We start from the raw sequence: 14,005 nt of genomic DNA, 5'->3' as shown, positions 1-14,005 counted from the left end.
TTTCCCGTTCAGAGGAGCTACACGACAAAGTCATCGGAGAGTTCATCTCCAGAATGTGGTATCAACCGGTTTGAAACATGACCAGGAGTACCGTAATGGAAAGACCTCAGGCAAATCCGGTTTACAAGTCTCCTCCACATGTTCAAGGAAAGGACGTTAATCCAGAACGGGTCCATCAAGTAGATAGGGATGGGGATCCGGCTGGCCAAGGGGAGGCATTGCACCCTCCAAGAGACCCTGGAAAATCACTCAGTGATTATCTGATTAAAGGGATAAAGGTCGCAGCGATTATTGTTGTAACACCCCTTACCCTGGCAGCATCGGTAATTGTATGTTCTGTTATAGACGGCATTCAGTTTGGGGCATTTGTTTTTAACGGGCTGGATCAACACTACAGCATGCATAAAGTACCCGCCGGTATTCTGAGCTTTATGGGAGGTTTGTTGATTGCCTGTAATCCTATAAATCTTATTGATGGGCCATGGAAGGGATCACAAGCGACTTTTACGATGATAAAGAATGTAGTGCAGGATCATCCTGTAATGCATGGCGTGGCCGAGACTTATATGGGCGCTAACAATGATGATCGCAGCTAGCGTGACGAAATCCTGAAACAGGAAAAGAGCAATATGTCTCAGCATGCGTCTGGGGTAGCGACTATTTTTCATTCCACGACAATAAGCCTCTGACTCAGAATGACCGAATGGCATTTACAGGTTAGTTTGTATTAATCGTTGTAGTTGCCGGTCGGTCATTCATTCAGAGGTATGTTTGCCTTATGAGAGGCTCAGTAGCGTTTCTTCTTCGGCGGACGTTGTGGATAGTTTGGGCTGACATACTCCGGTTCGGTTATCCCCAGGCGACCATTGATCACCACTGTCACCCGGAACAGCAAGTTGCACAGCATGTTGCCATAGCGGTGCAGCACGTCTGGTACTTCACGACCTTCCGCATCAATTTTCACCAGGCAGCGAACCACCTTTTTGCAGAGGCTGCGGCATGAGTGGATCAGCTGCACTGAACGAGGGCCACGGGGCAGGACGAAGCTTTGGATCCGGCCGCCAATCTCCTCTTCGAGCCGGTCAAACCAGGCATCCAGCCGCTGGATGTCGTCCTCATGGATACTGCCCTTGCCCCGGATGGAACCATTCAGGTGGAACATCCTGGGCTGCAGTTCATTGAGGAACTCGAGGATATCGGTAAAACGGTTTTCCGGATCCGATTCCAGTTCCGTGATGGCGCAGCCTACCAGTGTGCAGAGTTCATCGGTCAGGATCTCGTAGTCACACAGGGCGGATTCTTCGTAAATAAAGGGGTAGCAGAGTTCCCGGATATTGCCGGAGTACTTCAGGGGCATGGTGGAATCCTTGCATAGAGAGGTAGGTAGTGTTTGCCAGACCGGTGAATGATGAATCCCATCCTTCGTCGGTCTGGCAACACATCACAATGTCTACCTTGAGAGGGCTTTCAACATAGAACGTAAGATGGCTGAAAGCCATCTTACGTTCTATGAACGATGAGCACCGCAGTTAGGCAAAAAAAGCGGTTATCAGACGTCAGATCTCCGGTGTCCAGGTCATGGAGACGAAGACGCCGCGAGGTTCACCCTGGTAGCCCAGCGCAGTCTGGTATTCTTTATCCATCAGGTTGGCCAGCTTCAGCTCACCTTTCAGCTCTGAACTGAATCGGTAAGCGGTACGAAGGTCAACAGTCACAAAGCCACTCAGACGATCTTCATTTTCCGCATCATCATAGCTCTTGCCCTGGGCTCGCACGGTACCGCCGAAAGAAAACCGGCCGAATGCGCGATCAGCATCCAGGCTGAGCAACTGGCGTGCACGGCGCTGCAGTACTTTGTCCTTTGTCTTTTCGTTATCGGAAAGGTTCTTGGGATCAAGATAGGTTGCCGACGCCGTAATATCCCAGGCGGCCATTTGAGTCGAGAAGGTCGCTTCGATACCACGGATACGCGCCTTCTCGATATTGTTAACCCTTCTCAAGACGCCATCCCACAGCAGCATGTCATCCATATCATTCTGGAATACGGCAACGCTCCAATGGCTGACCTGGCTCAGGTTGCCGCGTAGCTCAACTTCCGCATTCTTGGATTTTTCAGGTTTCAGATCAGGGCTTTCACTACCGGGATAGTAAAGGTCCATCATCGTTGGTGCGCGGAAGGCTGTGCCATACGACGTGATTAGGCGGTAATTATCGGTCAGATTGACACCCCAGCTGATATTGCCGGTTGTCTTGTAACCGAAGGCCTCGTTTTTATCACGACGCAAGCCTACCTGAAGGTTACTGTTTTCAAAGGATGACTGGTTTTGAACAAAGACAGCCTTGTTATAGCGGGAATCAACCTCGTAGCTATTCGGTTTGGTATCGACGCGATCATTGGAGTAGTCGATACCTGCCGTCAACAACTGGTTATCTGCCCAGGCGATGTCATTCAACCAGCTGGCGGTATTTCGCATGGACTTGATGGAACCATTTTTCTTGTGGGTGCCATCGAGTAACCGCTGGAAATTTTCGCCCATCTCATTGCTATAGCCAGTAGTGAGGCGTGTCGTCCAGTTGTCGTTAACCGGTATATTCAGGAAGGCATTGATTGTAGAGAAGCGAAACTCATCATACGGGCGCATATAATAGCTGCTGTCGTATTCGTTCTTTCCCTCAGAGTGGAGAATATTCACGCCGGCTTCGACATTATTGTCGAAAGTGTGGGAAACGCTGGCTGTGAATGATTTATTCCTGTAGGCGTCATCATCGCCAGAGTAATTTGATTTGCTGGAGGTATTGTCATAGCCTTCCGTTTCAAAGAACTTGCCGCCAATGTTGAAATTGGTGCCGCCGACTTTACCGCCATAATTCAGGCCATATTGGTTTGTACCATGGCTACCAGCGCCAATCTTGAGGGTGAGACGTGGATCGCTGTGGCCTTTACGAGTGAAAATCTGGATAACGCCGCCGACCGCATCGGCGCCATAGAGGCTGGAGCGCGGGCCTCGAACCACTTCGATCCGCTCAATCATATCGGGATCAATGATCTGCAGAGAGGCACTGCCGCTGGTGGCGGAATCGATTCTGTGGCCATCCAGCAATACGAGCGTCTGTGCGGTTTTGGTGCCGCGCAGATAGATGCTGGTGGTGCTGCCTGCACCACCGCTGGTGGAAACCTGCATGCCGGGCACACGCTTCAGCAACTCCGGCACGCTGGACGCTTGGCTCTGCTCAATGTCCTTGCGGCTGATCACAGTCACCGGCGCCAGCGTCTCATCAATGGTCTGCGCCGTCCGGGAGGCGGTCACCACCACATTATCCATTTCATACACATCGTCGGCGTGCACATTGGCAGCCATGATGGCGAGCGGCAACAGCGCCAGAGCAGAAGGCTTGGTCATTCTCTTATACCTTGTGAAGTCGGATTGTGTTCGTGTCTAAACTGTTGTTATATGTCGCCGGTTATTCAGTGTTTCCGGCGATCAGTTGCTTTGGGGGCTGGTGGTTGTCACGTATCGCCTGCAGCTGCTCGCAGAGCATTTCGGTGCCGTCAAGCATCCGGGGTGTCGGCAGTGAGATCAGCTTGTCCGGCAGTGATATCAGTTGCTGCTCACGCACTGCTTCCAGTACGGTCAGTTTCTGCCAGCGCTGGTGGATGTCCTGGTCATTACCGACGCGGTCGGTGCTGACGATGGCATCCGGATTGCGTGCCAGCAGGGACTCGAGACCCACAGCTGGTACATTGACCTTCTGGTCGGCAAAGACGTTCTTACCGCCACACAGGGCAATGGCCTGGCTGGTCAGGTGGCGTCCACCAACCGTGCGCAGTGGGGCATGCCAGATCTCGAAGAAGACACTGACCGGTGTGCGATCTGCGTAGCGATCGTGCAGGGTTTCATAACGGGACAGGAACGCATCCGCGTTGCGGTTGGCGACCGTTTCCGTACCGGCCAGTCGGCCAAGTGTGCGGATAGACGCAGCCACATCGGGAATCGTGGTCTGACCCAGATGAAACACCCGGATCCCCAGAGACTCAATCTTCTCGCTAAGCTGTGGTGACGTAACGCCGGCCCAGACCACCACCAGGTCAGGCTGAAGCGCCAGCAGGGCTTCGACACTGATGTTGGGAAAACCACCGATGGTAGTAATCTCGTTGGCAGCAGCCGGGTAGGTGCTGTAACTGTCGACACCGGCAATATGGGTACCGGCACCGGCGGCAAACAGCAGTTCGGTGATATTGGGCGCGAGGCTGACAATGCGGCGGGCCGGCGTGTCCAGGCAGACGGACTGACCGGTGGCGTCTTGCTCACAGACAGCCGCACCCCAGGCAGGGATGGCCAGTAGCATCAGAATGGACAGCAGGATTCGCTTCATGTCGCCAACTCCCGGTGTCACCGTTGGGTGCACCACAGCTTCTATAAGGCGGGAGTCGTTTGTTCAGGCGTAGGGCAGCCGCGACCTGTTGTCGCATGACTGTCCCGCCTGCAAGGCAGGAAATCAGAGAATGATTTCAACAACCAGGTAAACCCGCCCGGTATGACACAGACATGAACGGATGTTCGGCCTGGTCCGTTGGTTTTGCAGGGCAGGTTTCCTGGCTCCAGGGTCGTTGCCTTCACTCGCCTTCCCGGATCGCTCCAGTGGCACAATGTGAGTGGCGGCTCGCCTGTTACAGTTGCGGGTACAGCCGGGGTGTTTCACCCCGTTCCCTCCGATGCGTTGAGTCTGCCGGAGCATGCTCGCGCACCGGGCCGGATGTGGCGCATTCTCTGCGTCGTTTCACGGCACCATTGCAAAGTGGGAGCATCATAAGATAAATCAACAGCAAAATCATGACTTGTATCAATCATGATTGTTGCGTAGTACGCCAGTGTTCGAGAGGTTTTGATACCTGTCATCTAACGGATAGGAAATGTCTTGAATGACAGTGGCTTGTAGTGCCTCAATGCTGTAGGCCGGATGTTTGGTCGAATCTCGTGGTTATTTCTTTGTTTTGGCAGCTACCATGCCTGATGTTGACGGTTCTGAATACTTACGTTTCCTGCGTGTTTGTATTTCAGATGGTTTGGAAAATGTGTCTGCCAGTTCCTCACAGCTGACATAATCAATGGCCAGCATTGCCGTATTGGGGGTTTCACGAATGTAATTATAAAACGCGGGTATCAAACCATATCGTGTATAAACTTCTCCGGTGTATCGACATTCCAACTTTACATCAGCTTTTTCTGGAGTGATAGTCATATCGGGATGTCCGATAGAGTGAAGTAATTGTTGTGTGCTTTTTAAAGCATCGCGGAAGTCAAAAGACATTTGTTCAGGGGGATGCTTGGAAATAGTGTTTTTCAGATATTTTTTTAACTCAAGCAGTCGAACATAGGCTTTGGATACGTTTTTCAGAGAGAAAGGTGTGTAATAAGCAGATCGTAGATACATCGGATCGATCGGTTCTTTGTAGTAGTCCTTATTCTCATTCCAAGCGACTCTATGAATAGACATAATTTCCGAATTGATCTCTGCTACAAGCTGTGCGGCTGTTTTAAAATGGTCGTGGCTCAACAAAGGTTCAATCATTACCTGATCACAGTCGTGCCAGTAATGAGTTTGGTCATGAGTGATATAGCGGGATACGGATTCTAGCCATTCTTTAAATAATATGCGCTGTTCTTTTTCGAGGTCCGGCAGTGTTTTCTCAAAGGTGGTTTGATAGTCCTTTGCGAGTAAGTTCAGTGCCAGAAATGCATGTGAATGCTTCTTCATGAAATCCTGTCTATCGAATCGCTGAGATTTGATGACGAATTCATGGTATACCAAGAATATGTCTTGAAGTGACAGGCCAAGAACGTATGTACTGACAAAGAAGGCTGGTGGATGAAATACGGTTTTTGATCCTTGCTTTCTGTGAGTCGGGATATTTCGATAAATGAACTCCCACCCCATGTCTTCTGATTGAAATAATTTATCAAGACATTTTTTCAGTTGTGTTTCTCTTTTATCTTGCGACTGATCAGCGATTTGATCAGGGTGTATACATTCGACGATTTCCCTGAACTTCTTACACAGGCTTGGCTTGTCATGAAGTAAAAAATTCCACCTCTCGGTGGGGGAATTAAGCGCTTTCGACAATATATCAAGCGTTCTGATATCTTCCGGTTCCAAGTCATTGGTTTCAGTCTTTGTAAATGTTACACGTCGGGTTTTTTGTGATGCTACTTGACTGCTTGTACTGGGAGCGGGGGCAGAGCTTTGTGTAGGCATGCATGGTGTGACGTTTCTTCGTGAAGTTGAAGCACCTGCCGTACTTTCTGAACGGCTGTCATCGTCACTTCCCGATCTATAATCGCGTTGGCGTGAAGTTTGTGTTGATGATGTTGTTGCTTCCATGATATTGAAATTCCATCCCTGTAACATTCCCTGTTAAGACCACTGCAATGCCGGTTTTATCCCGAATGCCAGGTTAGTATCGCTAACATAGCGATATAGGGCGTGCCTCTTGGGAGTTTGGTTCTTACTCTCGGGATTCCTATTGTTCTCGATTATGTACTAATGAAGGTATGATCATGTTTCCCTGTGACCGTTGGGTAAGTAGTACTGCCTGTTTTTCCTAACAGGTCGGTTAGTCGTACGAACCCATGGAAAAGCGGATCATTGCTCGCGATGTGTCATGAAATTGATAGAAGTCAGTAACTGAACGCGACAAAAAGTGACATGTGACAGCTGACTTCGGTCAGTTTTTTTATGTGATAAAACCTTTGACCTAGCTCAATCGCCAAGCCGGGGTCGCTGCTGATGCACATCAACAATCCGGTTGACGCATTTGAGTACTCTTCGCAGCGTTAAATTTCCTTTACCCCAGGCAAAGGCTCACAAATGCTTCTCAAGACCAAGCTGTTTGGAAAGGTTTATGCCTTTTCCAGCATCAAGGAAGTGCTCGCCAAGGCCAACGAGAAACGCTCTGGCGACATTCTGGCAGGCTTAGCTGCCGAATCCATTACCGAGATGGTAGCGGCCAAGGACGTACTGTCCCGCATGCTGCTGTCCGATCTGCGCAACAACCCGGTTGTGCCCTACGAGTGTGACGAAGTCACCCGTATCATTCAGGATGACGTTAACGAACGCATCTATGACGAGATCAAGAACTGGACTGTGGCCGAGCTGCGCGAGTGGCTGCTGCAGTACAGCACCCGTAGTGACGACATCCGTCGTGTCAGCCGCGGTCTGACCTCCGAGATGATCGCCGCGGTCGCCAAACTGATGACCAATGCGGACCTGATCTACGTTGCCAACAAGATTGAAGTGCTGGCGACCTGTAACACGACGATCGGTCGTAGAGGTACCCTGGCCGCGCGTCTGCAGCCTAACCACACGACTGACGACGTTGAAGGTATCCGTATCTCCACGCTGGAAGGTCTGTCCTACGGTATCGGTGACGCGGTTATCGGTCTGAACCCGGTAGACGACAGCACAGACAGCATCTACCGCTGTCTGCACCAGTTCGAGGAAATCAAGCAGCGCTTTGAAATCCCGACCCAGAACTGCGTACTGGCACACGTTCTGTCCCAGATGGAAGCGGTTGAGCGTGGCGCACCGGCCGACATGATCTTCCAGTCCATCGCCGGTTCCCAGAAGGGTAACGAAGCGTTCGGTTTCAACGCCGGTCATCTGGCGGAAGCCCGTGACATGATGCTCAAGCAGGGCACCTGTACTGGCCCGAACGTCCTGTACTTCGAAACAGGCCAGGGTTCCGAACTGTCTTCTGATGCGCACCACGGTGCGGACCAGGTGACCATGGAAGCCCGTTGCTACGGTTTCGCCCGTCACTACAACCCGTTCCTGGTGAACACGGTTGTCGGATTCATCGGCCCTGAGTACCTGTACGACGGTAAGCAGGTTATTCGTGCGGGTCTGGAAGACCACTTCATGGGCAAGCTGCACGGCCTGCCAATGGGTGTTGACGTTTGTTACACCAACCACATGAAGACTGACCAGAACGACAACGAAGCGTTGATGACCCTGCTGACTGCCGCGGGCTGTACCTACTTCATGGGTATCCCGGCCGGCGACGACATCATGCTGATGTACCAGACCAGCGGTTACCACGACGTGGCCACTATGCGCGACATCTTCGACAAGCGTCCGATTCCGGAATTTGAAGCCTGGTGTGAACGCATGGGCATCATGGAAGACGGCCGTCTGACCGAGCGTGCCGGCGACGCTTCTATTTTCCTGAAGTAACGGGTGGCTATCGATGATCTCTGAAAATGAACTGAAAGACCTGATCGGCAAGGTCCTCAAGGAAATTAATGTTGACGACGGTCAGAAGTCTGCCGTCGCACAAGCGGTATCCTTGGCCAGCCAGGTGGATGATGTCGCCGACAGCGAACTGAAAGACATCACTGCCATTGAAATGTCCGACTTCTTCGACATCGAGAATGCCGAGAACGAAGCGGAATACATGAAGCTGAAGGCCAAGACACCGGCTCGCCTGGGTATCGGTCGTGCGGGTCCCCGTTACAAGACTGAAACCATGCTGCGCTTCCGTGCTGACCACGCCGTCGCGATCGACTCCGTGTTCAACGAAGTCCCGGAAGAGTTTGTGGCCGAAATGGGTCTGGTTGCCGTGCAGTCCTGCTGTGAAGACAAGGACATGTACGTTACCCGTCCTGACCTGGGCCGCAAGCTGAACGAAGAAGGTGTTGCGAAGGTTAACGCCGAATGCCGTAAGGGTGTCGACGTACAGATCGTCATCGCTGACGGCCTGTCTTCCACCGCGATTACCGCCAACCTGAAGAACATCCTGCCCGCACTGAAGCAGGGTCTGGAAGGTTACGGCATGAGCGTGGGTAACCCCGTATTCGTTAAGTTTGGTCGTGTTGGTTCCATGGATCACATCACCGAGATCGTCGGCAGCAAGGTGACTGTCGAGCTGGTTGGTGAGCGTCCCGGACTGGCCACTGGCGAATCCATGGGTGCCTACATCACCTATGAAGGCAAGGTAGGTATGCCGGAAGCCGGCCGTACCGTGATCTCCAACATCCACCGCCGCGGCACACCTGCTGCTGAGGCCGGTGCGCACATCGCCAACATCGTCAAGAAGATGATGGAACAGAAGTGCAGTGGTGTTGGTTTCCGAGTCTAACGACTAATGACGTAAGGCTGCTGTCGTTATAAAGCGGCAGCCTTAACGACCGAACATACCGGAGAGAGTCATGAAAGGTGATCGCTTAGGCGCCGGCGTACTGGCGGTAAAAATGATCCCCAACGTCGATGCCAAGATGGCAGAGAAGCTGGGCATGCCCAAGGGCTGGAAGAGTGTCGGCATCCTGACCTCTGACTGCGACGACGTAACCTACTGCGCGCTGGACGAAGCGACCAAGAACGCAGAAGTGACCGTGTGCCTTGGCAAGAGCTTCTACGGTGGTGCGGCTAACGCCAACACCAAGCTGGCCGGTGAAGTGATCGGCATGCTGGCCGGTCCTAACCCGGCTGAAGTCCGCAGCGGCCTGAACGTTGCCATCGACTTCATTGAAAACGAATTCTCTTTCTACAGTGCGAACGAAGACGACACCATCGCGTACTACGCGCAGTGCATCTCCCGCACCGGTTCCTTCCTGTCCGGCATGGCCGGCATCAAGGAAGGTGAGCCCCTGGCGTACCTGATCGCTCCTCCGCTGGAAGCCATGTACGGCCTGGACGCTGCCCTGAAAGCAGCTGACGTCACCCTGTGTGAACTGTTCGAGCCTCCTTCAGAAACCAACTTCGGCGGCGGTCTGCTGACCGGTAGCCAGTCTGCCTGTAAGGCAGCCTGCGATGCCTTCGCTGACGCTGTGAAGTTCGTGGCTGAAAACCCGAAGCATTTCTAAGACGGGAGCGGTAGGCCATGAGAGGACAAGAAGCAGCCGGATTTATTGAAACTGTCGGTTACCTGGCCGCAGTGGAAGCCGCTGACGTCTGTCTGAAAGCCGCTAACGTCACCCTGTCCGGTATCGAGCGGGTCGGTGGTGGTCTGGTGACCATTATCATCCGCGGCGACGTGGGCGCGACCAAGGCGGCCATTGAAGCTGGCACAGTTGCGGCCGACCGGGTAGGGCGTGTGGTCTCCACCCACGTGATAGCCCGGCCTGCCGCGGACCTGGCGCCGCTGCTGGACAAGCCTGACCCGGATGGTGACGGCGGCCCGGACGGCAGCCAGCCGGAACCGGATGCACCGGTCACGCCGGATGAGCCGAAGCCGGCGGTAGAGGCCAAGCCTGAGACACCGGCCAGTGCGGAATCCAGACGTGACACCACGGTGACCGTTGCCAGAACGTTTGTGGTGACTGCCCCTTCTGAAAAGCCGAAGAAAGCAGAACCGAAACCAAAGCCGGCACCGAAAGCAGCGGCCAAACAGGAACAACCCGTTACCGCTCAGGAGCCACAGCCCGAGACTGCAGAAGCCCTGCGACTGCACCGGACCGTGGAATTGAGAAACATGGCGCGACAACTGCCCGATATCGGGATGAGCAAGAACCAGATCAAGTTCGCCAAAAAGGAAGAACTGATCCGCGTCATCGTTGCTCACCATGAGCGCGCAAACACCGAGAGGATGAAGTAAGTTGGAACTCCTCGACAGAGACCTCGTATCCGTACAGGAAGTCCGGACCCTGATCCGAAAGGCGACAGCCGCCCAGCAGGTGCTGGCCGACTACAGTCAGGCCCAGGTTGATGCACTGGTTGACGCCATGGCGCGCGCCGGTCAGACCCACGCCCGTCGTCTGGCGGAAATGGCCGTGGAAGAAACCGGCTTCGGCAAGGTTCAGGACAAAATCACCAAGAACATGCTCGCCAGCAAGATCCTGCTGGACTCCATCAAGGGCATGAAGACCATCGGCATGATCTCTGATGATCAGAGCCGCAAGGTCATGGAAGTGGCGGTACCTTTCGGTATCGTTGCCGGTCTGGTGCCGTCTACTAACCCGACGTCCACCACGATCTACAAGGCGATCATTTCCATCAAGGCCGGTAACGCCGTGATCTTCAGCCCCCATCCGTCGGCGCTGAAGTGCATTACCGAGACTGTTCGCATTCTGCGTGAAGCCCTGGTCAGCCTGGGTGCACCGGAAGAACTGATCAGTGTGATGAGCGTGCCGACCCTGGAAGGCACCAGCGAACTGATGAAGAACCCCGGCACCGGCATCATCCTGGCCACCGGTGGTTCCGCCATGGTCAAGGCCGCTTACAGCTCCGGCAACCCGGCGCTGGGTGTTGGCCCGGGTAACGTGCCTGCGTTCATTGAGCGCACTGCGGACATCAAGAAAGCTGTCCACCACGTTATCACCAGTAAAACGTTTGATAATGGCACCATCTGCGCCTCTGAACAGCACGTGGTCACTGAACACGCCATTGCTGACCAGGTGAAGGCAGAGATGATCGCCCAGGGTTGCTACTTCCTCAGCGAAGCGGAAATCGCGAAAGTTGAGAAAGTCATCGTCAACCAGCGTGGCGGCCTGAACGCCGGTATCGTCGGCAAGCCTGCGGTGGAAATCGCCCGTATGGCGGGTCTGGACGTACCTGCGACTACCCGCGTACTGGTGGGTGAGCAAGGTCGTAACAACGTGGGCAAGAAGTATCCCTTCTCCTGGGAAAAACTGTCTCCGCTGCTGGGCTTCTACCGCGTCAGCGACGCACACGACGCCTGCGAACTGTGCATGGAACTGCTGCACTTTGAAGGTGCGGGCCATACCCTGGCGATCCATACCCAGAACGATGCCCTGGTGCGCGAATTTGCCCTGAAGAAGCCGGTGTCCCGCCTGGTGGTTAACACGCCTTCCACCCACGGTGGTGTGGGTGCGACCACTAACCTGGCGCCTGCGTTCACCCTGGGCTGCGGCAGCGTCGGTGGTTCTGCAACCTCTGACAATGTGACCCCGCTGAACCTGTTTACCAAGCGGTATGTGGCTTACGGAGTGATTGAGCCGGAAGCACTGGCACAGCCTGAAGGTCAGCCTGTTGCCTGCACGACGGCGAATGTTGATATCGAAGCAATCACCCGTCTGGTGATTGAACGACTGAAGTCTCTTTAACGAACCCTCAACAAACTATCTCTGATTACAAAGTGGAGAATTGAAAATGGCTATCTCTAACGCTCTGGGCATGATCGAAACCAAGGGTCTGGTTGGCGCAATCGAAGCGGCTGACGCCATGGTCAAAGCCGCCAACGTGACTCTGGTTGGCAAAGAGCAGGTTGGTGGCGGTCTGGTAACCGTACTGGTACGTGGTGACGTCGGCGCTGTTAAAGCCGCTACCGACGCTGGCGCTGCTGCCGCTGAGCGTGTTGGCGAGCTGATCTCCGTACACGTTATCCCACGTCCTCACGGTGAAGTTGAAGTGATCCTGCCCCAGGCAAAAGCTGAGTAATTCGGCACACGTCAACTGACGCAGGAAAGGCCGGGATGATCCGGCCTTTCTGCCAGAGTCTGCTGTTCAGGCTAAGGAAGTTCCATGGGTGTTGTTACAGAAGCGCGGATTCGCAGCGAATACCGCAAGGCGGCCTTCACCACGTTTGAGGTGGAGCCGAAAGACATCATCACCCCGTCTGCCCGTCAGTTCATCCAGGACAAGGGCATAGCGCTGGTTATCCGGGGACAGGATGATGTAACGCCTGTTGAAGAATCCCTGATACCGGCCACCGTCGATGAAGGCGACAATAGCGCCGCACCATCGGCACCCCGATTTATCTGCGATTACACCGGTGGCGAGTTCACCGAAAAACCGGACTGCATGGCGGTTCTGGGCGACAACCGTCTTGTGTTGCTGACCGACCCCCGCATTGCACTCCAGGAACAGTTTGACCGTCTGCAGGCTGACATTCTCTGCCTCCAGGTGGATTGCGCTGAGTCAGGCCGGAAAGCCTTGTGCGATGAACTGCAGAAGGTACTGGACTATGTCCGCCAGCTGACTATTGCGATCGTGCCGGGCGAAGCGTTTGACCCGGACGTTTTCAAGACGCAGGACACTGAACCTGCGCCATTACATGGCAGCGAGGATGGTTTGCCCCATTACAGCATGGGCAGAACCCTCGTCAGCCTGAACCGGCTGCGCGCCGGTATCCGTGAAGCGGAATTGACGGCTGTGCACGCTTATCAGCGGGGCCAGCGGTGTGAACGTCCGGACATGCTCCGGGCGCTGCACCACCTGTCAGGCCACTGTTACCAGATGATGGTACGGGAACAGGCCGGTGAGTTTGCCTCTGTGCAACCGCTGTCCCATTGAGCAGGCAGGTGATGGATTAACGGCTTGCAGCAGACACGATTCAACGACGAATCCCGTCTGCTCAGGTGAAAAGTGAGTGAAACGATGAATACCAGCGGTGCCCTGAATCTGAGCGAAGACCAACTGCAACTGATCATCAACCAGGTGATCGGCGAGTACTGTACCGACGCCGATGTGGGTAAAAAGATGATCCCGATCGAGGCTTCCGCCCGTCACGTGCACCTGTGCCAGAAGGATGTGGAAGCCCTGTTCGGTGAAGGGCACCAGTTGACGCCTAAACGTGAACTTTCCCAGCCGGGCCAGTACCTGTGTGAAGAGCGGGTCACCGTTATCGGTCCCCAGGGTTCGTTCAAGCATGTCGCGGTGCTGGGCCCTGCACGTTCTGAAAGCCAGGTTGAGGTTTCACGCACTGACGCACGTCAGCTGGGCGTGGACGCACCATTGCGTGAATCCGGTGACACTGCAGCGACTCCGGGCCTGTTCCTGTTGTCCGATAACGGCATGGTACAGCTGAAGCAGGGCGTGATCGTTGCCCGTAACCATATCCACATGACCAGCAGTGATGCCGCCCGTTTGGGTGTGCAGGACAAGCAGGAGGTGGATGTGAAGATTGAGACGGACCGTCCGGTGACATTCCACAAAGTTCTGGTACGGGTAAAAGACAGCTTCAATCTGGCCATGCACATCGACTTTGATGAAGCCAATGCCGTTGGCCTGCCGAGCGGCGCCAAGGGCGAGCTGGTCGCTTAAACGGAGG

The 14,005-nt window shown here is 54.2% G+C and carries 13 protein-coding genes and 1 riboswitch; of the genes, 9 read left to right on the top strand and 4 right to left on the bottom strand.

Features of this window, described 5'->3' with window-relative positions:
• Positions 1 to 95 precede the first annotated feature (95 nt).
• A complete protein-coding gene (locus tag ABD892_RS09625) occupies positions 96 to 596 on the top strand; it encodes a hypothetical protein (protein ID WP_345195372.1) in 501 nt (166 codons plus the stop codon).
• A gap of 191 nt (positions 597 to 787) precedes the next feature.
• Here the strand turns inward: ABD892_RS09625 and ABD892_RS09620 are convergent, their stop codons facing one another.
• The 4 genes from ABD892_RS09620 to ABD892_RS09605 all read right to left on the bottom strand — a co-directional run bounded on the left by ABD892_RS09620 (position 788) and on the right by ABD892_RS09605 (position 6,381).
• Complete coding sequence (locus ABD892_RS09620) at positions 788 to 1,357, bottom strand: ATP:cob(I)alamin adenosyltransferase (RefSeq protein ID WP_345195371.1); 570 nt, start codon at positions 1,355 to 1,357, stop codon at positions 788 to 790.
• Positions 1,358 to 1,556: 199 nt separating this feature from the next.
• Entirely contained in the window at positions 1,557 to 3,401 is a 1,845-nt protein-coding gene (locus ABD892_RS09615) for a TonB-dependent receptor domain-containing protein (protein ID WP_345195370.1), read from the bottom strand.
• A gap of 61 nt (positions 3,402 to 3,462) precedes the next feature.
• The gene (locus ABD892_RS09610; RefSeq protein ID WP_345195368.1) at positions 3,463 to 4,374 is read right to left on the bottom strand and encodes a cobalamin-binding protein; all 912 of its coding nucleotides are present in this window, start codon (positions 4,372 to 4,374) and stop codon (positions 3,463 to 3,465) included.
• 193 nt (positions 4,375 to 4,567) lie between these two features.
• A riboswitch (cobalamin riboswitch) is annotated at positions 4,568 to 4,766 on the bottom strand.
• Between the two features lie 214 nt (positions 4,767 to 4,980).
• A complete protein-coding gene (locus ABD892_RS09605; RefSeq protein ID WP_345195367.1) occupies positions 4,981 to 6,381 on the bottom strand; it encodes a hypothetical protein in 1,401 nt (466 codons plus the stop codon).
• Positions 6,382 to 6,867: 486 nt separating this feature from the next.
• Between ABD892_RS09605 and ABD892_RS09600 the strand changes: the two genes are divergently transcribed.
• The 8 genes from ABD892_RS09600 to pduL all read left to right on the top strand — a co-directional run bounded on the left by ABD892_RS09600 (position 6,868) and on the right by pduL (position 13,998).
• Positions 6,868 to 8,232, top strand: a complete 1,365-nt coding sequence (locus tag ABD892_RS09600; RefSeq protein WP_345195366.1) for an ethanolamine ammonia-lyase subunit EutB — start codon at positions 6,868 to 6,870, stop codon at positions 8,230 to 8,232.
• 13 nt (positions 8,233 to 8,245) lie between these two features.
• Positions 8,246 to 9,136 (top strand): ethanolamine ammonia-lyase subunit EutC, encoded by an 891-nt coding sequence (gene eutC, locus ABD892_RS09595; protein ID WP_345195364.1) that lies wholly within the window; start codon positions 8,246 to 8,248, stop codon positions 9,134 to 9,136.
• Positions 9,137 to 9,206: 70 nt separating this feature from the next.
• Positions 9,207 to 9,860, top strand: coding sequence for an ethanolamine utilization microcompartment protein EutL (eutL, locus tag ABD892_RS09590; RefSeq protein ID WP_345195363.1), 654 nt, complete (start codon positions 9,207 to 9,209; stop codon positions 9,858 to 9,860).
• Between the two features lie 17 nt (positions 9,861 to 9,877).
• Positions 9,878 to 10,591: a BMC domain-containing protein gene (locus ABD892_RS27065; RefSeq protein ID WP_425559217.1), complete on the top strand. Its 714-nt coding sequence runs from the start codon at positions 9,878 to 9,880 to the stop codon at positions 10,589 to 10,591.
• A gap of 1 nt (position 10,592) precedes the next feature.
• Positions 10,593 to 12,059: an acetaldehyde dehydrogenase (acetylating) gene (locus ABD892_RS09580; protein WP_345195361.1), complete on the top strand. Its 1,467-nt coding sequence runs from the start codon at positions 10,593 to 10,595 to the stop codon at positions 12,057 to 12,059.
• 46 nt (positions 12,060 to 12,105) lie between these two features.
• On the top strand, positions 12,106 to 12,393 hold the full coding sequence (eutM, locus tag ABD892_RS09575) for an ethanolamine utilization microcompartment protein EutM (protein WP_211824991.1): 288 nt from the start codon (positions 12,106 to 12,108) through the stop codon (positions 12,391 to 12,393).
• An 84-nt stretch (positions 12,394 to 12,477) separates the two neighbouring features.
• The gene (locus ABD892_RS09570; RefSeq protein WP_345195360.1) at positions 12,478 to 13,248 is read left to right on the top strand and encodes a hypothetical protein; all 771 of its coding nucleotides are present in this window, start codon (positions 12,478 to 12,480) and stop codon (positions 13,246 to 13,248) included.
• 72 nt (positions 13,249 to 13,320) lie between these two features.
• Positions 13,321 to 13,998 (top strand): phosphate propanoyltransferase, encoded by a 678-nt coding sequence (pduL, locus tag ABD892_RS09565; protein WP_345195359.1) that lies wholly within the window; start codon positions 13,321 to 13,323, stop codon positions 13,996 to 13,998.
• Positions 13,999 to 14,005 lie beyond the last annotated feature (7 nt).

It is taken from the genome of Kistimonas scapharcae (assembly GCF_039540975.1).
GTDB classification, from domain to species: Bacteria; Pseudomonadota; Gammaproteobacteria; order Pseudomonadales; family Endozoicomonadaceae; genus Kistimonas; species Kistimonas scapharcae.
The sequence above is the reverse complement of the archived record's forward strand: the minus strand, read 5'-3'. Positions and strand labels throughout refer to the sequence as shown.

Coding starts and splice junctions, on each gene's coding strand:
- eutC (WP_345195364.1), top strand. CDS start 8,246: ATGATCTCTGAAAATGAACTGAAAGACCTGATCGGCAAGGTCCTCAAG.
- ABD892_RS09610 (WP_345195368.1), bottom strand. CDS start 4,374: ATGAAGCGAATCCTGCTGTCCATTCTGATGCTACTGGCCATCCCTGCC.
- ABD892_RS09570 (WP_345195360.1), top strand. CDS start 12,478: ATGGGTGTTGTTACAGAAGCGCGGATTCGCAGCGAATACCGCAAGGCG.
- ABD892_RS27065 (WP_425559217.1), top strand. CDS start 9,878: ATGAGAGGACAAGAAGCAGCCGGATTTATTGAAACTGTCGGTTACCTG.
- ABD892_RS09625 (WP_345195372.1), top strand. CDS start 96: ATGGAAAGACCTCAGGCAAATCCGGTTTACAAGTCTCCTCCACATGTT.
- eutM (WP_211824991.1), top strand. CDS start 12,106: ATGGCTATCTCTAACGCTCTGGGCATGATCGAAACCAAGGGTCTGGTT.
- ABD892_RS09615 (WP_345195370.1), bottom strand. CDS start 3,401: ATGACCAAGCCTTCTGCTCTGGCGCTGTTGCCGCTCGCCATCATGGCT.
- eutL (WP_345195363.1), top strand. CDS start 9,207: ATGAAAGGTGATCGCTTAGGCGCCGGCGTACTGGCGGTAAAAATGATC.
- ABD892_RS09605 (WP_345195367.1), bottom strand. CDS start 6,381: ATGGAAGCAACAACATCATCAACACAAACTTCACGCCAACGCGATTAT.
- ABD892_RS09620 (WP_345195371.1), bottom strand. CDS start 1,357: ATGCCCCTGAAGTACTCCGGCAATATCCGGGAACTCTGCTACCCCTTT.
- ABD892_RS09600 (WP_345195366.1), top strand. CDS start 6,868: ATGCTTCTCAAGACCAAGCTGTTTGGAAAGGTTTATGCCTTTTCCAGC.